Raw genomic sequence first — 23083 nt, forward strand, 5'->3', positions numbered from 1 at the left:
ATGGCCGAGACCAAAACCGTCGACGAATTGAGCCCGGTCGAGATGCGCGATCCGTTCCTGCGCAAGGAACTGAAGCGCGCAGCGATCTGGCTCGGGCTCGCATGCGTGATCGCGCTGCTGATCGTGCTGGTGCAGCCGTTGCTGATCATCTTTGCCGGCGTCGTGTTCGCGGCGCTGCTCGATGGTGGCGTGCGGCTGCTCGGGCGGGTGCTGCCGATCGGGCGCGGCTGGCGGTTGCTCATCGTCGTGCTGCTGACGTTCGCGTTCCTGGTCGGGACGTTCATTCTCACTGGCGTGCAGGTCACCGAACAGGTGACGCAGCTGCGCTCGACGCTGGAATCGCAGGCCAATCGCTTCACCGGCTATCTGACGTCGCAGGGGCTGATGCCGGGTGCATCGGACGTCAACGGGATCGTCAAGCAGGCACTCGGCTCGGTCGGGCGCGTGACGTCGTGGGTGGGCAGCGCGATCGGCGCGATCACCAGCATGTTCATGATCCTGATCCTCGGGCTGTTCATCGCGATGGACCCGGGCACCTATTCGCGTGGGATGCAGTGGATGGTGCCGAGCGATCTTCGCCCCGAGTTCGCCAGGACTTTGGTCAAGATGGGCGCGACGTTGCGGCGGTTGCTCGCCGGGCGCCTGCTCGGGATGGCGGTCGAGGGTGTCGCGAGCGGCATCGCGCTGGCGGTCGGCGGCGTGCCGATGGCGATGCTGCTGGGTATCATCGCGGGGATTTTGGCGTTCATTCCGAACGTCGGCGCGATCGTGACCGGCGTGCTGATGGTCGCGGTCGGGTTCAGCGCGGGCGTCGATACGGGCTATTGGGCGATCGGCACGTACCTCGTGGTGCAGACGATCGACGGGTATGTGATCGTGCCGATGGTCGCCAAGCGGACGGTCGATCTGCCGCCGGCGTTGACGTTGGGTGCGCAGATTTTGGCGAGTGCGTTGTTCGGGATTTTGGGGCTGGCGCTGGCCGATCCTATGACTGCGATGTTGAAGACAGCGCTGGAGCGGCGGTCTGAGCGGGAAGAGGAGAAGGCCGAGGCTGACGATCAAGCTACGGCCTGACGTTCTCCTTACCACTTGTTCCGGGTTCCAGCTCCTCTTCCGTCATCCCCGCGTCCGCGGGGATGACGGGGGGTGACGTCAATGGGGCGGGTAATCGATAGGAAGTTACTGCCTTACCAGCTGGTCAAAGAGGGCGAGGTAGCGGTTGGCTGAGTCCGCGCCCGGTTGGGCAACTGGTTCGGGTCGCTGCCGAGTCGGCTCTAGCCACGCATCCAGCGCTTCAACCAATGCAGCAGCGTCGTCCTTCGCAATCACCGTCCCAAGCTCCGGCCGATCAATAATCTCCGACACCGCCGCGCTCGAGTCGGTCGAGATCACCGGCGTTCCGACGGAAAGGGCTTCTCGCAAAACTCCCGGTACGCCTTCGTACTCCGACGTCAGCACCAGTACCGCGGCGCGCGCCATCACCGGGAGCGGATCGCTGCTGTGGCCGAGCAGGAGGACGCGGCCCCCCAAGCCGAGCGCGTGGATTTGCGCTTCGATCGCCCCCCGCTCGCTCCCCTCGCCGAGGATGACGAGCGGTATCGCTTGGTCCGCCAGCAGCGGAAGCGCGACGATCACGCGGTCCCAGCGCTTCTGCGGTTCGAGCCGGCCGACACCGAGAATGTAGCGCGGTGGCAGGTCGGGCAGCGCAATAGGAATCGCCACCGCCGGCGGGTTCGGGATGACGCTCGTCCGCCCGATCATCCGGGTCGCCAACGCCGCCTCGTTCGCGGTCGCCGGCGTCATCGCGACGAGGTGATCGAGGAAGCTCCCGTGACGCGCGAGCCAGAGCTGGTGCGCGGCGTGCATCAGGCGGCCGTGATCGGCGCGCGCGGGGGCGTTGGACATCTTGGCGACGATCGGCGGACACGTCTTGCCGAGTCGCAGCCGGGTCCATGCCGCGATGCCGGTATAGAAATTACCGGGGCAGAATATGATGTCTGGCGCGAGACGTTGCACCACCTTCGGCAGCGCCAGCAGCCGCGAGGGCGTGACGATCTCCAGACCTTCCGGCAGTTCCGCCGCCAGCGGCCCCGAGATATCCTCGATCGCCAGCGTCACGCGCCGGCCCGCCGCAAGCCAGCCGCGCGCGAGGCGCAGTTGCGCGCGTTCTACCCCGCCGCCGCGCAAGTCCTCGGCATAGGTCAGGATGTGCTGGGCGATCGGTGGCTTGCTCACGAGTGACATATGGGGGTCATCATACTGCGCGATGGGTAGAGCGGAGATCGTGACCGAATGAAACCGACTTTGCGTGCATGCACGGCGGCGGGCGGCTATCAGGCCGCGCGAGGGAAGGCGGGCACCAAGTAGCAGGGAACGGGCGGCGGAACGGCTTGAGGACAATGGTTTGAGGACCGGCGAGTGAACTTCCGTACCAAAACTGCCGATCGCGACGGCTATGCGGATATCGCGCGCGCCGGGCTCGAGCCGCTGAAGGCGCTCGGCAGCCGCTGGCCCGCGATCATCGGTGCGGTGCTGACGCTGGCGATGATTGTCGGATTGGGGCGCGAACTGCTCGGGCATGGCCTTGCCGGACTGTCGCGCTCGGTGCCGCAGGACCCGCGCTTCTATGTGTGTTTCGGTCTGCTCTACATGTCGCCGCCGACCGGGGATTACGTCATCTTCCGCCGGCTCTGGGGTATCCCGCTCGGCGGGCTGGTCGCGCTGATCAAGAAGCGGATCGCGAACGAAGTCGTGTTCGGTTATTCGGGCGACGCGTATTTCTACGCCTGGGCGCGGGCAAAGGCGCGGATGGTGGCATCGCCGTTCGGCGCGGTGAAGGACGTGTCGATCCTGTCGGCGATCGCGGGCAATGCGGTCACGCTGCTGCTGGTGGCGATCGCGTTGCCGCTCGGCCGGCATCTGCTGACGCACGACCAGTTCCGCACGGTGCTGGCGTCGGCGGGCGTGACGCTGGCGATCTCGCTGCCGTTCCTGATCTTCTCGCGCCGCGTGTTTTCCCTGCCGCGCGCGAAACTGTGGTGGGTGTTCGGGATTCATTGCATCCGGCTGTTGTGCGGCTCAGTGTTGATCGCGTTCGCATGGCATTATGCGTTGCCCGGGGTTCCGGTCGGGATGTGGCTGTTCCTTGCCGCCGGGCGCCTGCTGGTGTCGCGCCTGCCGCTGGTGCCGAACAAGGACCTGCTGTTCGCCAACGCCGCGATCCTGTTGATTGGGCAGGACCAGACCTTGTCCGAGCTGATCGCGTTTACCGCCGCGCTGACGTTGCTGGTCCATGTCGCGCTGATCATCCTGTTCGGCATCCATGCCGGGCTCACCCGGTTACGCGCATGATCCGCGCCTGTGTCGCGCTGGCCGCGATCGTTGCGCTTGCAGGGTCGGCCGGGGCGCAGGTGCTCGGCAGCGATGCGGCGGCGTGCCGACCGGGCGAGGGGCCGGCGATCGCGGTGGAGGTCACCGGGCTGAAGGATCGTACGGGCGAGTTGAAGCTCGAACTCTATCCTGATGACGAAGCGGGCTTTCTTAAGGACGACCACGTGCTGATAGCGGCCGGGAAGACGTTTCGCCGGGTGGTGGTGCCAACGCCGCCGAGCGGCGCGCCGATGCTGTGCATCCGGGTACCGCGGCCGGGCCGCTATGCGCTGTTGCTGACGCATAATCGCGACGGGAAGAACAAGTTCAGTTTCTGGACCGATGGCGCCGGGTTCGCGAGCAACGTGAAGCTCGGGCGGTCGCGGCCCAAGGTCGAGCAGGCGCTGGTCGAGGTCGGTGTAGGCGTGACGACGGTGCGGATCACCGTGCAGTATCTGCGCGGGCTCGGCGGGTTCGGACCCGTCACGCCATGAGAGTGGTGGCATGAGAGTCGTCGACGTCAACGAGTTCTACTCGCCGACCGGCGGCGGCGTGCGGACCTATGTCGATCGGAAGATGGGGATCATGGCGGACATGGGCCATGAACTGATCGTCGTCGCGCCGGGCAAGGAGGACCGCGTCGAGGAGCGGCCCGGCGGCGGGCGGATCATCTATCTCAAGTCGCCGGGGATGCCGTTCGATCGCAACTACGGATTGTTCTGGGACGAGGGCGCGATCCACCGGGTGCTCGACGATCTCGATCCGGACGTGGTCGAATGCTGCTCGCCGTGGCGACCGGCGTGGTTCGTCGGCGACTGGGAGGGACGCGCGGTAAAGGCGTTCTTCATGCACAACGACAACATCGCGGCCTATGCGCAACGCTGGTTCGCCGGCGTCGCGAGCCATGACCAGATCGAGCGCGGGTTCGCCTGGTACAGCCGGTACATGAGCCGGTTTCTCGAGAAATACGATGTCGTCGTCACCAACGGCCCGGCGCTGGAGAAGCGGTTGCGCGCGCGCGGACTGCGGATCGATGCGGCGATGCCGCTGGGGATCGAGCGCGGGCATTTCTCGCCGGACCTGCGCGATGCCCGGTTGCGCGCGGCGTTGCTGCGACAGTGCGGCTTGCCCGAAGACGGCATGCTGCTGCTCGGGCTAGGGCGGCATCACGGCGAGAAGCGCTGGCCGCTGGTGGTCGATGCGGTGGCGCGGGCGGGGGCGACTTTGCCGGTCGGGCTGGTCCTGATCGGTGCGGGCGCGCAGACCAAGGCGATCCAGCGCCGGATCGGCGGCTCGCCGCATATCCGGATGTTCGCGCCCGTGTACGACCGCGAGAGACTCGCGCGGATCATGGCGAGCTGCGACGCGCTGATCCACGGGTCGGAGGCGGAGCCGTTCGGGCTGGTCGCGTCGGAGGCGATGGCATCGGGCCTGCCGCTGATCGTACCCGATACGGGCGGGTGCGCGGAGGTCGCGGACCACCATGCGAGCGAGCTTTACGCGGCGCGCGATGCGGAGAGTGCGGCGGCGGCGATCGGACGGTTGTTCGTGCGCGATCCGGCGATGTTGCGGCGCGCGGCGGCGGTGGCGGCGCGGCATGTCCGCAGCGACCGCGAGCATGCGGTCGAGCTCATGGACTATTATGCGGGGCTGGTCGCGGCGAAGCACGGCGTGCGACGTACAGGGTGAATCGCGTGCCGGGGACGGAGACGGCGCGATAGCCGTGGTGTCGGGCGTAGGCGGCCAGGACTGCATCAATCTGATCGTCACCGCTACTCCAGGCGCCTTCACCGCCGGTGAGGATGGCGGACGGATAGCCGAGGAGATGCGTTCGGGCCTGCGATACGAGGTGGAGGGTGTACTCCTGACGCGCGTCGAGCAACGCGGTGCTCCGGAAATAGAAGGGGCCGGTAGCAAAGTGTGGGTCGATCGCTCGGCCGGGGAGAAATTGCGGGGAGAGCGTCGCGACCGGGCCGGCGATGTGTTCGCGGTCCAGCGTCTGGCGAGCGGACGAGGCGTCGCGCATCGCGTCGAGCATTGGGATGCGCCCGCTCGCGACGGCTTCGATCGTGGGGGCGAGACCGGCGCAGGCGAAGACGGTTGCGGCGATCCGCATCGCCTTGCCGGGCGGATGCGCGTGCCAGACTAGCGCGAGACGCACGAATAGCGCCGGCAGCACTGGCAGCAGATATTGCCGCCATGTCGGCACCGGCGCGAGCGCGGCGATCAGGCCGGCGAGGATCAGCAGGTCGAGGATCAGGTGCCAGCGTTGCCGCCTGCCGGTGGTGGCGACGATCGCGAGCAGGGCAGGGCCGAGCGCGAGGAACTTGAGGGTGTCGATAATCTTGACGCTGTTCGACAGCTTCCAGGGGCGGGACTGGTACCATTCGGTTGGCGCCTGGCGAGGGAAGCCGAGCACGCCGAACAGGAAGCCTTCGGGCGATGCGGCGAACAGCGCCAGCGTGAAGAGCGCGAACGGCATTGCGCCAAGCAATGTCCACCACGGGCGTCGGTTGCGGCTGAACAGCGTCCAGATGCCGTAGGTGAGTGCTGGGAGGACATAGGAGATTTTCGCGGTCGCGGCGGCGGCGAGCAGGAGGCCTATCAGGACCGCGTCGCAGCGGCTGGCCTGATCGCGCGCGGTTCTGACGATCGCGGGGAGGGCTAGCGCGAGGCAGGCGGCCGGGAGCGCGTCGTTGCGCGCGGTGCCGATGCTGAAGAGGAGGATGTCGCACGTGGCGAACAGCGCGGTTGCGATGGTTGCGGTGCGCGTGCTGGCGCCGCCGATGCGTGCGGCGCGGTGGACCGCGGCGATGGTGGCTGCGCCGAGGAGGGCGTTGGTTATGCGGAGGGCTGGCCAGGTCCAGGTGCTGGCTAGCGCTGCGATCGGGGCGAAGAGATAGGGTTGGAGCGGGGTCTGGAGGTAAGCGAAGTCTTTGTAGGGGAGCAGGCCGTGCGCGGTGAGGAGGGCGGCGGCGACGTACTGGCTCTCATCGTGGTCGACTGGGCGGAGGAGGGCGAGGGTGATGAGGATCATCGCCAGCGCCGCAAACGGCAAAAGTATGTTCACCCGCGAAGGCGGGTGCCCAGTCTGGGCACCCGCCTTCGCGGGTGAACATGGTTGGGGAGCGGTGTGCTCAGCCACGAATGCCACCATACCCACCGCTTTCACCTCGGCGAAGGCCGGGGACCAGTTGGGGGACGGTGATGGCTAAGGACGGCGCTTCGTTACCCCGGCTTTCCCAACTGGGCCCCGGCCTTCGCCGGGGTGGCGGAGAAGGCGGGGGTGGAGGCGTGTAGGGCAAGGTCAGGCTTTTACGGCGGTCAGGAAGTAATCGAGACTGGTTGAGTCGCTCAGCGCAAACCCGGTCGCCGGCGAGAAGCTCAGCCCTCGCGTGTCCGTCACGCGAAGCCCCGCATCCTTCAGCAACGCGGTCAGTTCCTCGGGCGTCAGGAACTTGTTCCAGTCGTGCGTGCCCTTGGGAATGACGCCAGCGCCCTCCGCCACGGTAATCATTGCCAACCGCGACAACGGCGTCCGGTTGGGCGTCGAAAGAATCAGCAACCCACCCTCCGCCAACGTCCGCGCGAGACCGCGCACGAAGCCGGCAGGGTCACTGACGTGCTCGATCACTTCGAGGCTGGTGACGAGGTCGAACTGCCCGACCAGCCCCTCGACGCCTCCCGCGCGGTAGTCGATCGCGAGGCCACTCTGCGCTGCATGGATCTCCGCAACCGCGATATTCTCGGGTGCCGCATCGATCCCGGTCACCGCGGCACCGAGCCGCGCCAACGGCTCGCACAGCAACCCAGCACCACACCCGACGTCGAGCGCGGTCTTTCCCGCTAGCGGCGTGAAGGTCGAACCGTCGCCGCCCCAATGCGCATCGACCTGCTCGCGGATGTAGCGCAGTCGTGGCGGATTGAGCTTGTGGAGCGGGGCCGACGAACCCTTCGGATCCCACCAGTCCTTCGCCATCGTGCCGAAATGCGCGGCCTCGCGCGGATCGATTGTTGCGTTCGTTACGGTGTCGCTTGCCAGTATCATGCGCGCTACCTATCAGGGCCGCCGCTTCGACCCAAAGGGATTTGCGCTGCCAATGGCCCGTATCGTGATGAAATTCGGCGGGACGTCGATGGCTGGGATCGAGCGGATCCGCAACGTCGCCGCGCGCGTGAAGCGCGAAGTCGACGCCGGCAACCAGGTCGCCGTCGTCGTCTCCGCGATGGCGGGCGAGACCGATCGGCTGGTCGGCTTCTGCCGCGAGGCGTCGTCGCTGTACGACGCCAAGGAATATGACGTCGTCGTCTCGGCCGGCGAGCAGATCACGAGCGGCTTGCTCGCGATCGCGCTCCAGGCGGCGGGCTGCAAGGCGCGGAGCTGGCTCGGCTGGCAGTTGCCGATCAACACGTCGGACGCGCACGGATCGGCCCGCATCGGCGAGATCGACACGGCCGCGCTCGATGCGAGCCTCGCGGACGGTGTCGTCGCGGTGATCCCCGGTTTCCAGGGGGTCGCGGACGGCCAGCGCGTCACGACGCTCGGTCGCGGCGGCTCGGATACGTCTGCGGTGGCGATGGCGGCGGCGATGAAGGCCGACCGATGCGACATCTATACCGACGTCGACGGCGTCTACACGACCGACCCCCGGATCGTGCCTCGCGCGCGGAAGCTGAGCAAGGTCACGTACGAAGAGATGCTGGAACTCGCCAGCGTCGGTGCCAAGGTGTTGCAGACTCGGTCTGTCGGCCTGGCGATGAAAGAGAATGTGCGTGTGCGCGTATTGTCCTCGTTCGAGGATGGCGACACCAATGATGGTCACCCCCTAAGCGGACAACGGGGCACGTTGATCGTGGGCGAAGAGGAAATCGACGATATGGAACGCCAGCTCATCACCGGCATCGCGCACGACAAGAACGAGGCGAAGATCACCCTGACGCAGGTCAGCGATAGGCCGGGCTCGGTCGCGGCGATCTTCGCGCCCCTCGCCGATGCGGGGATCAACGTCGACATGATCGTGCAGAACGTCGCGCATTCGACCGGCTCGACCGACGTGACGTTCACGGTGCCTGCGGCCGATCTGGCGCGCTCGCTCGACGTGCTCGACAAGGCGAAGGACGCGATCGGCTATGCGACGATCGTCCACGACACGCGCGTCGCCAAGGTATCCGTCGTCGGCGTCGGAATGCGCAGCCACGCGGGCGTCGCCTCGACGATGTTCACGACGCTCGGCGAGCGCGGCATCAACATTCAGGCGATCGCCACGTCGGAGATCAAGGTCAGCGTGCTGATCGAAGAGGATTATACCGAGCTGGCCGTGCGCGTGCTGCATACGGCATACGGGCTCGATGCCGAGGATGCGGCTTGAGCTTGATACATAACGACATGATCCCGGCAGGCGCCGGGACGACGGGGATGGATGCATGACGATCGGTACTGAGCGGCTGCAACGCCGGATGGCGCGCGGCGCCGCGTTCCTCGGGTCGGAGGTCGCGATTCTCGGCGGCGCGATGTCGTGGGTGAGCGAGCGTCACCTCGTCTCGGCGATCTCGAACGCAGGCGGGTTCGGCGTGATCGCGTGCGGCGCGATGACGCCCGCGCTGCTCGATACCGAGATCGCCGCCACCAAGGCGATGACGGACAAGCCGTTCGGCGTGAACCTGATCACGATGCACCCCGACCTGTTCGAGCTGATCGCGGTCTGCGCCAAGCATCAGGTCGGCCACGTCGTGCTCGCTGGTGGCCTGCCGCCCAAGGGCAGCATCGAGGCGATTAAGGAAACCGGCGCCAAGCTGATCGCGTTCTCGCCGGCGCTGGCGCTCGCGAAGAAGCTGATTCGGAGCGGCGTCGATGCGCTGGTGATCGAGGGGATGGAGGCCGGCGGCCATATCGGCCCGGTCTCGACCAGCGTGCTCGCGCAGGAGATGCTGCCCGAGATCGCCGAGCAGGTCCCCGTGTTCGTCGCCGGCGGGATCGGTCGCGGCGAGGCGATCGCCGGGTATCTCGACATGGGCGCGGCGGGTGTCCAGCTCGGCACGCTGTTCGTGTGCGCGACCGAGTCGATCGCGCACGCCAATTTCAAGAAGGCCTTCATCCGCGCGTCGGCGCGCGACGCTATCGCCAGCGTGCAGATCGATGCGCGGCTTCCGGTCATCCCGGTCCGCGCGCTGAAGAACGCGTCGAGCGAGTTGTTCACGGCGAAGCAGCGCGAGGTTGCCGGGCATCTTGATGGCGGTCGCGTGGAAATGGCCGAGGCGCAGTTGCAGATCGAGCATTACTGGGCGGGTGCACTGCGCCGTGCGGTGATCGACGGCGATGTCGAGCATGGCTCGGTGATGGCGGGCCAGTCGGTCGGCATGGTCAAGCGCGAGGAGCCGGTCGCGGACATCATCGGCGGATTGATGGCGCAGGCGGCGGCTGCGCTCGAGGCGCGTGCGGTTTAGCGCTCGATCCTCCCCCGCAAGGGGGAGGATCGAGAGGGTGCGCCTTCTACATGCTGATGTTCACAAAAGCGTCTACCTAGCACCACCCCGGCGGAGGCCGGGCCCAGTTGGGGGACGTCGCTGACTAAGGTCGCGCTCCGTTACTGCAACCTTTCCAACTGGGCCCCGGCCTCCGCCGGGGTGGTGGAGTGGTGGGGGGGGCTTAACGCCACACGGCGCCGAAGCAGCACACCGCCAAACCCCAACCCCCAACCCCCAACCCCCAACCCCCAACCCCCAACCCCCAACCCCTAACCTCATCCCCTCTCCACTCGCCGCAAAGCGCGTACGGCTTACGTCTCGTTAACCTAACCCATGCATAGAGTGTCCCGTCGGGGGACGTCATGAGGTGGTTGCGATGAGTCGTCGGTTTGCTTTGCTGTCCGTTACCGCGCTAGGCCTGCTGGCCGGTTGCGCACAGAAACCACGGACCGTCGCGCAGGTCGCGCCGCCCGTGATCATGGTGCCCGTGCCCGCGCCGACGATGCCGAAGGGCGCGTCGCCTACGATCGTCATTCCGGTCGCGCTCGCCGACGGCACCTATCCTACACCGAATCGCAACCTGACGACGTCCGCCAAGGTCTGGCATCTCCGCGCCGCACTCAACGTCGCTGCGCTCGCATGCCGCGGACCACAGGAAGTGGTGATCGTCGCGGGCTACAACGCGTTGCTGTCGGCACAGAAGCCGGTGCTCGCCAAGGCCGAGGCGACCTATGCCAGCGAATACAAGTCGGGCGGCGGCGACTGGCAGGATCGCTACGACGATTCGATGACTCGCCTGTACAACTTCTTCTCGCAGTCGCCCGCGCGCGATGAATTCTGCGCCGCGGCGGGCAATGTTCTCGCCCAGAGCGCCGGTCTGACCGCCGAGGCGCTGCCCGCGTTCGCCGCACAGAACCTGCCCGTGCTCGAGCGGCCGTTCACCGATTTCTACCGCGCGGTCGACGTGTGGCGGGGTCGCACCGTACGTCCGGTCCAGCCGCAGCTGATGGTCTCGCGCCAATATGCGTCGAACATGCCGGTGCAGACGGTCACGCAGGCGCGGCTCCAGCCGATCTCGCAGCCGGTTCCGCCCGCTCAGCCGCGCCTGAAGCTGGATCCCAGCGTTTTTCAGTAGGCTGATCAGGCCTTGATGGGCGATCCGACCGACCAGCTATGGCCGAACGGATCGCGTATCTGGCCATAGCGATCGCCCCAGAACTGGTCGGCGACGGGCATCGTCACGACCGCTCCCGCCGTCACCGCACTATCTACCCAGGCGTCGGTGTCGTCGACCCTGAGATGCAGGGTTATGCCGGCGGGTTCGGGTTCGGCATGACCACGCCATTCGGGAAACTCGTCGGACAGCATCAGCCAGGCGTCGTTGATTCGCAAGCTGGCCTGCATCAGTCGAACGCCGTCGTCCGCGAAGTTCGTCTCGACGAGGGTCGCGGCAAACGCAGCCTCGTAGAACGCGAGTGCCTCGCGTCCTCGCTGATCGCGGATGACGAGGAACGGTGTGATTCCGCTGGTGGGACGATCGGCCATGCGAGTCTCCTGCGTTGAACCCTGCCAGCGTACGCCGCTCGTCCGCCCCCGACCAGTGCCGGCATGGTGAAGGCAAAGCTTGGCTTACCTGCAAAGACTGGGTTAACAGCCGCGGGAATGGCTGAGGTTTCAGATCGTCCGGCGGAAGGCCGCTTCGAAGGGCGCGAGCACCGGTTTCCGGTGCGCGTCTATTTCGAGGACACCGACCTGTCGGGCGCGGTCTATCACGCCAATTATCTGCGCTACATGGAGCGCGCGCGGTCGGACATGCTGCGGGTCGGCGGGATCGACCAGCGCGCGACGTTCGAGGCGGGCGAAGGCTCCTACGCGATTGCCAGCGTCGCCATCCGCTACGCCGCGCCGGCGAAGCTCGACGACGCCTTGCTGGTCGTCTCGCGGATACGCCGTGTCCGCTCGGCCGGGGTCACCATTCATCAAAGGGTCATGCGCGAGGGGCTTGTCTTGGCCGAGGCGGACGTGGTGGCGGCATTGGTCGCTCCCAATGGTCGCCCACGCCGCCAGCCGCGCGCCTGGATCGATATCTACGAACGCCTTGTCTGGCAGGGGGAAGCATGAATCCGGTGTTGACTATGGATAGCGCGACGCTGTCGCCGATCCACTTGTTCCTCCAGGCCGACTGGGTGGTGAAGGGCGTGATGATCGGGCTGCTGCTCGCCAGCATCTGGACCTGGGCGCTGATCGTCGCGTTCTGGCGGCGGATCGGCAAGACGCGCAAGGGCATGACCCGGTTCGAGCGCGATTTCTGGAAGGCCGAGGACATCGACGTCTTCTACAAGACGGAGGGCGAGAACGACCTGCCGTCGGCGCGCGTGTTCGCGGCCGGCGTGACCGAGTGGCGGCGCTCGACCGCGGGCGGCACGATCGACAAGAGCGGCACGCGCGAGCGGCTGGCGACCACGATGGGCGCAGCGGTCGCGGGCGAGATCGACAAGCTGTCGGACCGGCTCAACGTGCTGGCGACGGTCGGCTCGGTCGCGCCGTTCGTCGGGCTGTTCGGTACGGTGTGGGGCATCATGCGGAGCTTCACCAGCATCGCGGCGGCGCAGAACACGTCGCTCGCGGTGGTCGCGCCGGGAATCGCGGAGGCACTGTTCGCAACTGCGATCGGCCTGTTCGCGGCCATTCCCGCGGTGATCGCGTACAACCGGTTCAGCCACGGCATCAACCGGATCGAGGCGAGCCTCAACCGCTTCGCCGACGGTTTCCACACGACCTTGAGCCGCCAGCTGGACGGGTCGCGCTAAGGTGGCTATGAACCTTCCTTCGTCGCGCGGGCGTGGGCGGCGGGCGCCGATGGCGGATATCAACGTCACGCCGCTGGTCGACGTGATGCTGGTGCTGCTGATCATCTTCATGGTGACCGCGCCGCTGATGACCGCGGGCGTACCGGTGAACCTGCCCGACGCGCGTGCGAAGGCGCTCGACCAGGAGCAGAAGCCCGTCGAGATCTCGATGGACGGGACAGGCGCACTGTTCATCGACAAGGATCAGGTGACCGACGATGCGCTGCCGGTACGACTTGCTGCGATCGCCGCCAGCCGTGCGGTGGGCGACGAACCGCAGGTGCTGCTGCGTGCGGACCGGAAGCTCGATTACGGCCGCGTGATGCGCGTGATGGGCGAACTCAACCGCGCCGGGCTGAACCGCGTCGCGCTGGTGACCGTCGAGGGTAACCAGAACTGATGGCTGGCTGATGGATCGCTCGGAGAAGATCGGCCTTGGCGTCGCGGTCGTCGGGCACGTCCTGCTGTTCGGCGCGCTGTCGCTCGGCTTTCTCGCTGCGCCCGAACTGCCGAAGAAGATCGAGCAGCAGCCGATCGACGTCAGCCTGGTGCCCGACGTCGCGCTCGAGGCGACCGCGCCGCAATCGGCGGAGACGCCCGCGCAATCGATCGCACCGGACGAAGGTGCGCCCGAGGATGCCGCGCCGCCTGCTCCGGAAGAGGCCGAGCCCGAGCCGAAGCCCGATCCCGTGCCGCCTGCGCCGCAGCCCAAACCCACGCCGCCGAAACCGGCGCCCAAGCCGCAGCCGGCACCCGAGCCGAAGCCTCAACCCAAACCCAAGCCCGCGCCGCCGAAACCCGTCGCCAAGCCCGCGCCGGTCCCGAAGCCCGTCGTGAAGCCACAGCCCAAGCCCGAGAAGGCGCCACCCGCCAAGGCCGCGCCCGCGAAGTCCGCGCCGACCAAGGCTGCGGCGAAACCGAGCGCCGCGCCCGCGAAGACGTCGTCCTCCGCGTCGTCGTCCAAGTCCGCAAAACCATCCTCGACCAAGGGCAGCGGCTCGACCGCCGAGGCCAAGGCGTCGCGGCCGCGCGGTTCGCGGCTCGGCGACAATTTCCTGAAAGGTCTGTCGGCCGATCCGTCGCCGAGCAAGTCGGAAGCGCCCAAGGCGGCCAAGCTCGGCGCGCAGGCGGCGGCGAACATCGGCTCGGCGATCCTGCGGCAGGTGCAGCCTTGCGCCAATCGCCAGGTTACGCCGGGACCCGGCGCGGAGCGGATCCGCGTGACGATCAACCTGAAGCTCAACCGCGACGGCACGCTGAAGTCGCGGCCGACGATCAGTGGTCACGCGGGCGTCGACGACGACAACCGGCGCTATGTCGACCGCGTCGACGATCTGGCGATCGCGACCTTCGTCGGATGTTCGCCGCTACGCGGTTTGCCCGACGACCTGTATGACGTGCAGAACGGCTGGAGCAATTTCAGCCTGCGCTACAAACTTCCCGGCTGAGGATGTCCGTTATGACTCGATCGATCCTGGGGTTTTTCCCTTCGCGCCAGACCGTCCCGGTTGCAGGTGACCACCTGTCGCACGGTAACCACCCCGGCGAAGGCCGGGGCCCAATTGGGAAGGTCGATGTAATGATGCGCAACGTTCCCTCAGCGGCGTCCCCCAATTGGGCCCCGGCCTCCGCCGGGGTGGGGTTTGTGTGGGGTGGGCGTAAGGCTCGATCGGTTCTGGCTTCGGTTGGGCTGCTCGCGTTCGTCTCCGGCAGTGCAGCGTATGCGCAAGACGCACCACCGCCGGCACCGCAACAGGCTCCCGCCGATCCAGCCGCCCCGGCAGCGGCAGGCGATCAGTCCGGCGGACTCGTGGTCGACGTCACCGGCGGCATTTCCGCACCGATGCCGATCGCGATTCCTGTCATGCCGACGTCTGCCGTTGTGTCGACGCCCGCAGGATCGACCGACGTGCTCGGCCGCCAGCTCGCCGACATCGTCACCAACGATCTGCGCAACTCTGGCCTGTTCACGCCGCTGTCCCCCGGCCAGCTCCGCCCGATCACCTTCCCCGAAGTCACGGCGCCCGGGTTCGACTACTGGGGCAGCACCGGCGCGCAGGCGCTGGTGCAGGGCTTCATCCGCGCGAACGGCGACGGGAACCTGACCGTCGGCTGCTACCTCTACGACGTGTCATCGAAAGCCGAGCTGACCCGCACCGGGTTCGTCGTGCCGCCCTCGGACTGGCGTCGCGCCGGGCATAAGTGCGCAGACATGGTCTACACCCGCCTCACCGGCGAAGGCGCGTATTTCGACAGCCGCGTCGTCTACGTGTCCGAAACCGGACCCAAGGGACGCCGTATCAAGCGGCTCGCGATCATGGATCAGGACGGCGCCAATCACCGCTTCCTGACCAACGGCCAGTCGATCGTCCTGACGCCGCGGTTCGCGCCGAACCAGCAGTCGATCGTCTATATGAGCTATCTCAACAATCGCCCGGCGATCTATGTCTACGACATCGGTTCGGGCAAGCAGCGCCTGGTGGTCGCGAACGCGAACCTGACGTTTGCGCCGCGCTTCTCGCCGGACGGGCGCAACATCCTGTTCTCGATGGCGCAGGGCGGTAACACCGACGTCTACCGCGTGTCGTCGCAGGGCGGCACGCCGCAGCGGCTGACCAACTCGCCGGGGATCGACACCGGCGGCAGCTATTCGCCGGATGGCTCGAAGATCGTGTTCGAGAGCGATCGCTCGGGTGGCCAGCAGATCTACGTGATGAACGCGGACGGCTCGAACCAGCAGCGGATCAGCTTTGGCGGCGGGCGCTATGCGACGCCGGTGTGGAGCCCGCGCGGCGACCTGATCGCGTTCACCAAGCTCGGCGGCGGCTTCCGGATCGGCATCATGAGCCCGAGCGGCGGCGGCGAGAAGCTGCTCACCAACGACTGGCAGGACGAGGGTCCGAGCTGGTCGCCGAACGGTCGCGTGATCAACTTCTATCGCTCGGGACGCGGCAGCGGCGGCAAGGCGGACCTCTGGTCGGTCGACCTGACCGGCGTCAACGAGCGGAAGATCCCGACGCCGCTCGACGGCTCCGATCCGGCATGGGGCCCCCTGCGGCCCTGAACCTGCTATGGGGGCACTAACGGGAAACGTGATTTTCTACGGGAGACTATCTATGTCGAAGCTTTCCAACATCTTGCTTGCGTGCACCGCGCTGATCGCCGTTTCGGGTTGCGCGAAGAAGCGTCCCGCGGTGCTGCCGCCCGCACCGGTCGACAACAACGCTGCGGTGGATCCGAATGCGGGCCAGAACGGCGGCAATGTCGGCGGGGCGATCGTGCCGGGGTCGGATGCCGACTTCCAGCGCTCGGTCAGCTCGAACACGGTGAATTTCGGGCTCGACATGTACGACATCGATCCGACCGCGCGCGCGATCCTCGACAGCCAGGCGCAGTGGCTGGCCAAGTTCCCGAACCAGCGGATCACGATCGAAGGCCATGCCGACGAGCGTGGCACGCGTGAATACAACCTCGCACTCGGCGATCGCCGTGCCAACGCGACGAAGAACTATCTGGCAGCGAAGGGCGTGTCGTCGTCCCGGATGACGACGATCAGCTACGGCAAGGAGCGCCCGGTGGCGATGGGCTCGGACGACCAGAGCTGGGCGGCGAACCGTCGCGCGGTCACGGTGGTGTTGAACTAAGATTTGTCGCGGCAGTCCCTCTCCCCTCCGGGGAGAGGGAGGGAGGAGCCGCTTGGCGACGGGAGGGTGAGGGGCTGTTGGGACGGAAGGTCCGAGCCTCAAGCCCCTCACCCTCCCACGTACAAGCGTACGCGGGCCCCTCCCTCTCCCCGGAGGGGCGAGGGAAAGCAGGTTACCCCAGCGCCTTGTCGAGCAGTTTCGCCAACCGAATACCCCCACGGCGAACCTCTTCGCGCGACACCGGCACCATCCTGGCGATCGTGGCATCGTCCATCTTCACCCGCGCCGGCACCGCACCACACGCGTCCCCGCCAAGCGCCGCCGCATACGCCTCATGCGAGGCTTCCCAGCTCTCCCGGCTCCAGTCGACGACCGTCCCCGCGCCGATCTTCGCGCGTTCAGCCGCGGGATAGCGCCTTACCAGCGACGGCGGCGTCGAGATCGCACGCTCCGCCAGCGGGCCGTCCCAGATCGAATGCAGGTTGAACCGCGCAGGGCCGTAGATCCCGTAGTTCGCCTTCACGTCGTTGCCGCCCTTGTCGTGGCGGTCGCCGGCGTGCAGCGGCTGGTGGAGATCGCCGACGAAGTGGATCAGGAACGCGAGCGCGACGACGCGGTCGCGGGGCAGCGTCGACTTGTCGCGGAGCATCTTCACGTCGCGATCGATCTGGTACGAGACGCAATCGCCTTCCTTGCACGCCGGCGTCAGGTCGAACGGCGCGCAGATGTCGACGTTCTGGTAATGCCAGCTGTACGCGAAACCGAAGCGCGTAGATCCGTCGTTCAGTTTCAGCGGCTTGATGCAGTCCGCCCAGACGCTGGCCTCCTCGATCGTGCCCGCGGGGCAGGTCGGCGTATCCAGCAATGCCTGTTGCGCGAGCAGCTTGCGGATCGCCGCCTTGGTCTTCGGCGTGACGTTGGCATAGGCGATCTGCGCGACGGTCTGGTGGCCGTACTCCCAGAATGCGGTGGCGGGGGAGGCGAGGCCGAGCGAGGCGATCGCGGCGAGGAGATAGCGCTTCATGCCGGCTCGTTAGCGTAGATCGCGACGGTCCGGCTACTCTCGGACGACGCGCGTCCGCGGTACATGCCGACGGTATTGAAACCCCAGGCTATGTCGCCGTCCGGTCCCGCGACGATGACGCCGCCGGTGCCGCCCAGAGCCTTCACTTCGGCGAGCACCGCGTCGGCCGCGACTTGCAGAGACTCGCCCGACAGGCGGACGCGCGCGCCGATCTCGTGGCCGACGCCGACGCGGAGGAAGAACTCGCCCGAGCCGGTGCACGATACCGCGCAGGCGCGATCGTCGGCGAAGGTTCCCGCGCCGATCACCGGCGTGTCACCGATCCGGCCCCAGCGCTTGCCGGTCACGCCGCCGGTCGAGGTGGCGGCGGCGACATGGCCGTGCGTGTCGCAGGCGACCGCGCCGACCGTGCCGTATTTCATGTCGACGTCGAACCCGCCGCCATCGGCCTGGAACTCCGCAAATTGCCGGCGGCGTTCGTCGGTCGCGAACCACGCGGCATCCGCCTGGGGAAGGTCGCGTTCGAGCGAGAACGCATCCGCGCCCTTGCCGGCGAGGAAGACGTGGCGGCCGTCGTCTAGGATCGCGCGCGCTAGACCGACGGGGTTGCGCGTGGCGGTCGCCGCAGCGACTGCCCCCGCCGCCCGCGTGCGCCCGTCCATGATCGCGGCGTCGAGCTCCAGCGTGCCGTCGTGCGTGAACACCGCGCCGCGCCCCGAATTGAAGTGCGGGTCGTCCTCCAGCACGCGCACCGCCGCCTCGACCGCATCGAGCGCGCCGCCGCCGTCCGCCAGCACCTTCGACCCGACGTCGAGCGCGCGCGACAGGCCGGCGCGTGCGCCCGCATCCTGCTCAGGCGAGACCATCTCGCTGTCGAGTTTGCCGGCGCCGCCGTGGATGACGAGGGTCCAGGTCATGCTGAGTCTTTCGAGGGTAGGGCGCGGAGGCCGATGAGGGGACGGAGCGGCGCGATGCTGCGGCCGATCCAGTAGAAGGCGATGCAGCCGATCGTCGTCGCGGCGAGCAGGCAGGCGAACTCCGCCCAGCCCGGCAGGCCGGCGGGGAGCAGCGCGTACATCACGAGGACGATGATCGTCTGGTGGATCAGGTAGAACGGGAACACCGCCTCGGTCAGCGTGCGGCGCCAGCGATGGTCGCGGTTCCAGTGGCGCTCGGCGATTCCGATCAGCGCGACGATCGCCCCCCATTGCTCGAGCGCGTGCGCGACGCCGTAACCGGGGTAGATCCAGCGCGGCGCGACGATGTCGCCGGGCCATTCGAGCTCGATGCCGATGATCGCGCCATAGCCGAGCACCGCGGCGACGGCACCGACCTTCCACCAGCGCGCGATCGCCGCCATTGCGGGCTCGGAACGGGCTAGGCCGAAGCCGAACAGGAAGGCGGGGAAATAGGTGACGTGCGCGACCCAGTCGCCGAACAGGGCTTGCGATTCCGCGGCCATCTGGAACCACCAGGCGTGGACGAACACGAGCCACGCGACCGGCAGGGCGAGCACCGCCCAGCTGCCGAAGACCCAGTCGAACGCGCGTTGCAGCCAGTCGCCGCGGACGAGGACCAGCCCGAGCGTCAAAACGCTCGTGTAGACCCAGAGATAGACGACGAACCAGAGGTGGTTCCAGGTCGGCAACGACAGCCCGGCGAGCTTGCCGAAGCGGAAATAGTCGTGGCTCCAGAACGTCAGATAGCTGCCGGCATAGGCGTGCTTGGTGACCAGCTCGACCCAGGGTTGCGGCGGGACGATCACCGCCATGCCGAACAGCAGCGGCACGAGCAGGCGGTAGCAGCGATTGGCGAAGAATCCGGCCGTGCCGCTCGACCGGTTGAGCAGCGCGCGGCTGGCATAGCCCGAGACGACGAACAGCAGCGTCAGCCGCCATGCGTTGCTCGCCAGCATCGGCAGCCGCACCCAGTCCTCGACATGGAGCGACTTCACATGGAAGTTCCACGGCACGAAGACCATGCCGATATGGTAGAGGATCAGCAGCGCGAACGCACCGATCCGCAGCCAGTCCATGCCGAAATGCCTCGTCATCGCGCGGCCCTACGGGGCGGGGGCCGGTGCCGCAAGCGTGCGACCGGCTGAGGCGGTGTTCGCGACCGACCGGTGTCCCCCTGAAATCCTCCCCCTGGCGGGGGAGGATCGTTTAATCCGGGTACCTGCGTTTCAGTCGGCTCACGCCTTCATGCGCGGCGTGCCCATGAAGTCGCGCTTGCCGATCGGGACGCCCTGCGCGCGGAGGATCGCGTAGGCCGTGCTGGCGTGAAAGTAGAAGTTCGGCTGCGAGAACGAGAGCAGGAAGTTCGCGCCGGTGAACGGCATGACGAACGTGCCGAACTCGAAGGTGGTGTCGTTGTCGGCGAGCGCGTCGAACGTCTCCCGGTCGATCGCTTCCAGCTTGGCGATTGCGTCACGCATCAAAGCATGGAGCCCCGCGAAATCCGTCGGCCAAGCCGAGCGGTCCGGCGCGAAAGTACCGGCGCGGACGCCTTCGATCCCGCCGACCGAATGCGCTGCGCAAGACTTCACCTGATAGCCGAAGGGCAGCATGTCGTCGGCGAGCTTGGCGTCGATCAGCGTCGCGGGTTCGATACCGCGCTCGACCGCGAATGCTTCCGCTTTGTCGAGCAGCGCGTCGACCGCGCGAAGAATCTGGAGATTCGAGGGAATCGTCGCATCGTACAGGGACAGGGTCATCGCGTTCGCTCCTAAAGCCGTGCGCCGCTATGGCCGACGATCGCTACTCCGGCCAGCGATGTTCCGTTCCGGCGCGCAAGTCGCTATATAGGCCTCGAACTCCCGAGGAATCTCCATGTCCCTTCGTCCCTGGCGCGATATCACCCGCCGCAAGAGCCGCCAGATCATGGTCGGCAACGTCCCCGTCGGCGGCGATGCGCCGGTCACGGTGCAGACGATGACCAACACGCCGACCGACGACGTGCGCGCGACGGTCGACCAGATCCGCCGCTGCGAAGACGCGGGCGTCGACATCATCCGCGTGAGCTGCCCCGACGTCGAATCTACCACAGCGCTCAAGCAGATCGTCCGTGCGAGCCGCGTGCCGATCGTCGCGGACATCCATTTCCACTACAAGCGCGCGCTCGAAGCGGCGGACGCCGGCGCGGCCTGCCTGCGAATCAACCCGGGCAATATCGGCTCGGCGGCGCGCGTGAAGGAGGTCGTCGACGCGGCGAAATCCAACGGCTGCGCGATCCGTATCGGCGTCAACGGCGGCTCGCTCGAGCGGCACCTGCTCGAGAAATACGGCGAGCCTTGCCCCGATGCGTTGGTCGAGTCGGCGCTCGATCACATCAAGCTGTTGCAGGACCACGACTTTCACGAGTTCAAGGTCGCGGTGAAGGCGTCCGATCTGTTCCTCGCGGTGGCGGCGTACCAGCAGCTCGCCGAGCAGGTCGATTGCCCGCTGCATCTCGGCATCACCGAGGCGGGCGGGTTCGTCGGCGGCACGGTCAAGTCCGCGATCGGGATGGGCAGCCTGCTCTGGTACGGCATTGGCGACACGATCCGCGTGTCGCTGTCGGCCGAGCCCGAGGAGGAAGTCCGCGTCGGGTTCGAGATTCTCAAGGCGCTCGGCATCCGCAACCGCGGTGTCCGCGTCGTGTCGTGCCCGTCGTGCGCGCGACAGGGCTTCGACGTGATCCGCACGGTGCAGGCGCTGGAGGAACGGTTGCAGCACATCCGCACGCCGATGTCGCTTTCGGTGCTTGGCTGCGTGGTGAACGGTCCCGGTGAGGCGCGTGAAACCGACATCGGCATCACCGGCGGCGGCAACGGCAAGCACATGGTGTACCTGTCGGGTGTGACCGACCACCACGTTCAGGACGCCGACATGGTCGACCACATCGTCCGGCTGGTCGAGGCGAAAGCCGCGGAAATCGACGCGGCGGATGCGGCGATGGCCGCGCTGGTGCCGGTGGCGGCGGAATAGGGGCTACCACCACACCCCGTCATCCTGACGAAAGTCAGGATCCAGAGCCATGAAGGGCAACGTTCGTTACCCTGGATCCTGACTTTCGTCAGGATGACGCCGTGTGGACGCGGCCGCCTTTCTCGTTCTCCCGCGAAAGCGGGAATCCAGGGTTACCGGCGATAGCGTTCGTGGTCCTAGACCCCCGCGTTCGCGGGGGAACAGCACCCTGGACACCGCTTTATCAAACCGTCGACGTCCGCAACGGCAATTCCAGTACCGGCGATGGCGTCACGATAGGATGCCGGTTAAGCGGATTGCATGCGGATGATCCAAACATAGATCGTTCGTGATACGGTCTGGTCCGATGACACCCCGCGCCGTTTCCCCAGCTCTGGCTTTCGCGATTGCCGCGCTGGGCATTGGCCTGTTCTCCATGATGGATGCGGTGATGAAGTCGCTGGTCCTCGCGATCGGCGTCTATAACGCGCTGCTGTGGCGGCAGATGATCAGCGTCGGGCTCGGCGCGGTCGCGTGGAGGCTCGGGAACAGCGGACGGCCGAGCGGGCGGGCGCTGAAGCTGCATCTTGCGCGCGGATTGGTCACGACGGCGATGGCGGTGCTGTTCTTCTGGGGGCTCGCGCGCGTGCCGATGGCGCAGGCGATTTCGCTGACCTACATCGCGCCGATCCTTGCGCTGCTCCTCGGTGCGGCGACACTCGGCGAACGGGTCGGGCGGCGGGCGGTGGTCGCGTCGATCGCCGCGTTGCTCGGCGTGCTGGTGGTGATGATCGGGCATGGGCGCGGCGTCGCGGGACCGGAGACGTTTCACGGTGCGCTCGCGGTCCTCGGGTCTGCGGTGCTGTACGCGGTCAACCTCGTCATCGCGCGGTTGCAGAGCCAGGCGGCGCGGCCGGGGGAGATCGCGTTCTTCCAGGCTCTCGTCATCACCGCGACGCTGGCGCTCGCCGCGCCTTGGCTGGCGGTGGTGCCCGAGGCGGCGCAGTGGCCCAAGCTCATACTCGCCGCGGGGCTCGCGACCGCATCGCTGTGGCTGCTCGGCTGGGCCTATGCGCACGGCGATACCGGGTTTCTCGCGACCACCGAATACACGTCGTTCGTCTACGCCGCCGGCTTGGGTTTCCTGGTGTTCGGGGAGCGGGTATCGGCGTTCACGCTGGCGGGCGCGGCGGTCATCGTCGTCGCGTGCCTGTACGCGGCGCGAAGGCGTGACATCGCGCAGACATCGATCGAGGCTAGTGCATGACCATCATCCGTTCCGCCACCGTTGCCGATGTCGGCACGATCCTGCGCTTCGTCCGCGAACTCGCCGCGTTCGAGCGCGAGCCGGATGCGGTCGAGGCGACCGAGACGATGCTGGCGGAGGCGCTGTTCGGGGAGCGGCCTGCCGCGGAGGCTTTGATCGCGGAGACCGCGGAAGGCCCGCTCGGGTTCGCGCTGTTCTTCCAAAATTTCTCGACGTGGACGGGCAAGCGTGGGCTGTATCTCGAGGATCTCTACGTGACGCCGGAAGCGCGCGGGCAGGGGGTCGGTGGCGCGTTGCTGGCGCATCTGGCCGGCGTGGCGCTCGATCGCGGCTGCGCGCGGTTCGAATGGTCGGTGCTTGACTGGAATGCCGATGCGATCGCTTTTTACCGGAAAGTAGGCGCGGTCGGCATGGAGGAATGGACGATCCAGCGGATGTCGGGGGATGCTTTGGTGAAGCTCGCTGGCCGGTAGATCAAAGCGCCGTCCCGCTCCCCTCCCTGAAAGGGAGGGGCTGGG

General features: G+C 67.1%; 24 protein-coding genes. 16 read left to right on the forward strand and 8 right to left on the reverse strand.

Annotation, left to right across the window (positions count from 1 at the left end; all coding sequences use genetic code 11):
• The gene (locus AC59GX_RS11325; RefSeq protein ID WP_426282936.1) at positions 1-1074 is read left to right on the forward strand and encodes an AI-2E family transporter; all 1074 of its coding nucleotides are present in this window, start codon (positions 1-3) and stop codon (positions 1072-1074) included.
• Between the two features lie 105 nt (positions 1075-1179).
• Here the strand turns inward: AC59GX_RS11325 and AC59GX_RS11330 are convergent, their stop codons facing one another.
• Positions 1180-2244 carry a glycosyltransferase gene (locus AC59GX_RS11330; RefSeq protein WP_426282935.1) on the reverse strand — a complete coding sequence of 355 codons (1065 nt, stop codon included), beginning with the start codon at positions 2242-2244 and terminating at the stop codon, positions 1180-1182.
• A 174-nt stretch (positions 2245-2418) separates the two neighbouring features.
• On the opposite strand from AC59GX_RS11330, the gene AC59GX_RS11335 reads away from it, so the two are divergent.
• From AC59GX_RS11335 to AC59GX_RS11345, 3 genes are read left to right on the forward strand one after another with little or no spacing between them, the layout of a single operon-like run.
• Positions 2419-3351, forward strand: a complete 933-nt coding sequence (locus AC59GX_RS11335; RefSeq protein WP_426282934.1) for a hypothetical protein — start codon at positions 2419-2421, stop codon at positions 3349-3351.
• Positions 3348-3863: a DUF2141 domain-containing protein gene (locus AC59GX_RS11340; protein WP_426282933.1), complete on the forward strand. Its 516-nt coding sequence runs from the start codon at positions 3348-3350 to the stop codon at positions 3861-3863. Before AC59GX_RS11335 ends, AC59GX_RS11340 begins: the two co-directional genes overlap by 4 nt.
• 10 nt (positions 3864-3873) lie before the next feature.
• Positions 3874-5058, forward strand: coding sequence for a glycosyltransferase (locus AC59GX_RS11345; RefSeq protein ID WP_426282932.1), 1185 nt, complete (start codon positions 3874-3876; stop codon positions 5056-5058).
• On the opposite strand, the gene AC59GX_RS11350 is transcribed toward AC59GX_RS11345, so the two are convergent.
• Together AC59GX_RS11350 and ubiG are read right to left on the reverse strand one after the other, a co-directional pair.
• Positions 5000-6439, reverse strand: a complete 1440-nt coding sequence (locus tag AC59GX_RS11350) for a glycosyltransferase family protein (protein WP_497301708.1) — start codon at positions 6437-6439, stop codon at positions 5000-5002. The genes AC59GX_RS11345 and AC59GX_RS11350 overlap by 59 nt on opposite strands.
• A gap of 237 nt (positions 6440-6676) precedes the next feature.
• Complete coding sequence (gene ubiG, locus AC59GX_RS11355; RefSeq protein ID WP_426282930.1) at positions 6677-7417, reverse strand: bifunctional 2-polyprenyl-6-hydroxyphenol methylase/3-demethylubiquinol 3-O-methyltransferase UbiG; 741 nt, start codon at positions 7415-7417, stop codon at positions 6677-6679.
• A 52-nt stretch (positions 7418-7469) separates the two neighbouring features.
• Between ubiG and AC59GX_RS11360 the strand changes: the two genes are divergently transcribed.
• From AC59GX_RS11360 to AC59GX_RS11370, 3 genes are all read left to right on the forward strand, one after another.
• Positions 7470-8738, forward strand: coding sequence for an aspartate kinase (locus AC59GX_RS11360; protein WP_426282929.1), 1269 nt, complete (start codon positions 7470-7472; stop codon positions 8736-8738).
• Positions 8739-8793: 55 nt separating this feature from the next.
• Positions 8794-9813, forward strand: a complete 1020-nt coding sequence (locus tag AC59GX_RS11365; protein ID WP_353466837.1) for an NAD(P)H-dependent flavin oxidoreductase — start codon at positions 8794-8796, stop codon at positions 9811-9813.
• A gap of 397 nt (positions 9814-10210) precedes the next feature.
• Positions 10211-10969, forward strand: a complete 759-nt coding sequence (locus AC59GX_RS11370; RefSeq protein WP_426284494.1) for a hypothetical protein — start codon at positions 10211-10213, stop codon at positions 10967-10969.
• Positions 10970-10974: 5 nt separating this feature from the next.
• On the opposite strand, the gene AC59GX_RS11375 is transcribed toward AC59GX_RS11370, so the two are convergent.
• Positions 10975-11379 (reverse strand): VOC family protein, encoded by a 405-nt coding sequence (locus AC59GX_RS11375; RefSeq protein ID WP_497301710.1) that lies wholly within the window; start codon positions 11377-11379, stop codon positions 10975-10977.
• 117 nt (positions 11380-11496) lie between these two features.
• Between AC59GX_RS11375 and AC59GX_RS11380 the strand changes: the two genes are divergently transcribed.
• The 6 genes from AC59GX_RS11380 to pal all read left to right on the forward strand — a co-directional run bounded on the left by AC59GX_RS11380 (position 11497) and on the right by pal (position 16327).
• Complete coding sequence (locus AC59GX_RS11380) at positions 11497-11955, forward strand: YbgC/FadM family acyl-CoA thioesterase (RefSeq protein ID WP_426284496.1); 459 nt, start codon at positions 11497-11499, stop codon at positions 11953-11955.
• Positions 11952-12644, forward strand: coding sequence for a protein TolQ (tolQ, locus tag AC59GX_RS11385; protein WP_426284498.1), 693 nt, complete (start codon positions 11952-11954; stop codon positions 12642-12644). Before AC59GX_RS11380 ends, tolQ begins: the two co-directional genes overlap by 4 nt.
• A 1-nt stretch (position 12645) precedes the next feature.
• Positions 12646-13083: a protein TolR gene (tolR, locus tag AC59GX_RS11390; protein ID WP_056053220.1), complete on the forward strand. Its 438-nt coding sequence runs from the start codon at positions 12646-12648 to the stop codon at positions 13081-13083.
• A gap of 10 nt (positions 13084-13093) precedes the next feature.
• Positions 13094-14131: a cell envelope integrity protein TolA gene (tolA, locus tag AC59GX_RS11395; protein WP_426284500.1), complete on the forward strand. Its 1038-nt coding sequence runs from the start codon at positions 13094-13096 to the stop codon at positions 14129-14131.
• Positions 14132-14358: 227 nt separating this feature from the next.
• On the forward strand, positions 14359-15747 hold the full coding sequence (tolB, locus tag AC59GX_RS11400) for a Tol-Pal system beta propeller repeat protein TolB (protein WP_497301731.1): 1389 nt from the start codon (positions 14359-14361) through the stop codon (positions 15745-15747).
• Positions 15748-15799: 52 nt separating this feature from the next.
• Positions 15800-16327, forward strand: a complete 528-nt coding sequence (gene pal / locus AC59GX_RS11405) for a peptidoglycan-associated lipoprotein Pal (RefSeq protein ID WP_398457145.1) — start codon at positions 15800-15802, stop codon at positions 16325-16327.
• Between the two features lie 172 nt (positions 16328-16499).
• Here the strand turns inward: pal and AC59GX_RS11410 are convergent, their stop codons facing one another.
• The 4 genes from AC59GX_RS11410 to AC59GX_RS11425 form a co-directional block, all read right to left on the reverse strand.
• Complete coding sequence (locus tag AC59GX_RS11410; RefSeq protein WP_426284503.1) at positions 16500-17351, reverse strand: S1/P1 nuclease; 852 nt, start codon at positions 17349-17351, stop codon at positions 16500-16502.
• Positions 17348-18268 (reverse strand): isoaspartyl peptidase/L-asparaginase family protein, encoded by a 921-nt coding sequence (locus AC59GX_RS11415; protein ID WP_426284505.1) that lies wholly within the window; start codon positions 18266-18268, stop codon positions 17348-17350. The genes AC59GX_RS11410 and AC59GX_RS11415 overlap by 4 nt, the downstream gene beginning before the upstream one ends.
• Entirely contained in the window at positions 18265-19404 is a 1140-nt protein-coding gene (locus tag AC59GX_RS11420; protein ID WP_426284507.1) for an acyltransferase family protein, read from the reverse strand. Before AC59GX_RS11420 ends, AC59GX_RS11415 begins: the two co-directional genes overlap by 4 nt.
• 141 nt (positions 19405-19545) lie before the next feature.
• Complete coding sequence (locus tag AC59GX_RS11425) at positions 19546-20067, reverse strand: DUF1993 domain-containing protein (RefSeq protein ID WP_426284509.1); 522 nt, start codon at positions 20065-20067, stop codon at positions 19546-19548.
• A gap of 115 nt (positions 20068-20182) precedes the next feature.
• Between AC59GX_RS11425 and ispG the strand changes: the two genes are divergently transcribed.
• The 3 genes from ispG (at position 20183) to AC59GX_RS11440 (ending at position 23038) form a co-directional block, all read left to right on the forward strand.
• On the forward strand, positions 20183-21319 hold the full coding sequence (gene ispG / locus AC59GX_RS11430) for a flavodoxin-dependent (E)-4-hydroxy-3-methylbut-2-enyl-diphosphate synthase (RefSeq protein WP_426284511.1): 1137 nt from the start codon (positions 20183-20185) through the stop codon (positions 21317-21319).
• A gap of 346 nt (positions 21320-21665) precedes the next feature.
• Positions 21666-22565 carry a DMT family transporter gene (locus tag AC59GX_RS11435; protein ID WP_426284514.1) on the forward strand — a complete coding sequence of 300 codons (900 nt, stop codon included), beginning with the start codon at positions 21666-21668 and terminating at the stop codon, positions 22563-22565.
• Entirely contained in the window at positions 22562-23038 is a 477-nt protein-coding gene (locus AC59GX_RS11440) for a GNAT family N-acetyltransferase (RefSeq protein ID WP_426284516.1), read from the forward strand. The genes AC59GX_RS11435 and AC59GX_RS11440 overlap by 4 nt, the downstream gene beginning before the upstream one ends.
• Positions 23039-23083: the final 45 nt, after the last annotated feature.

The sequence above is a fragment of the Sphingomonas sp. 320_CC genome, assembly GCF_059691795.1.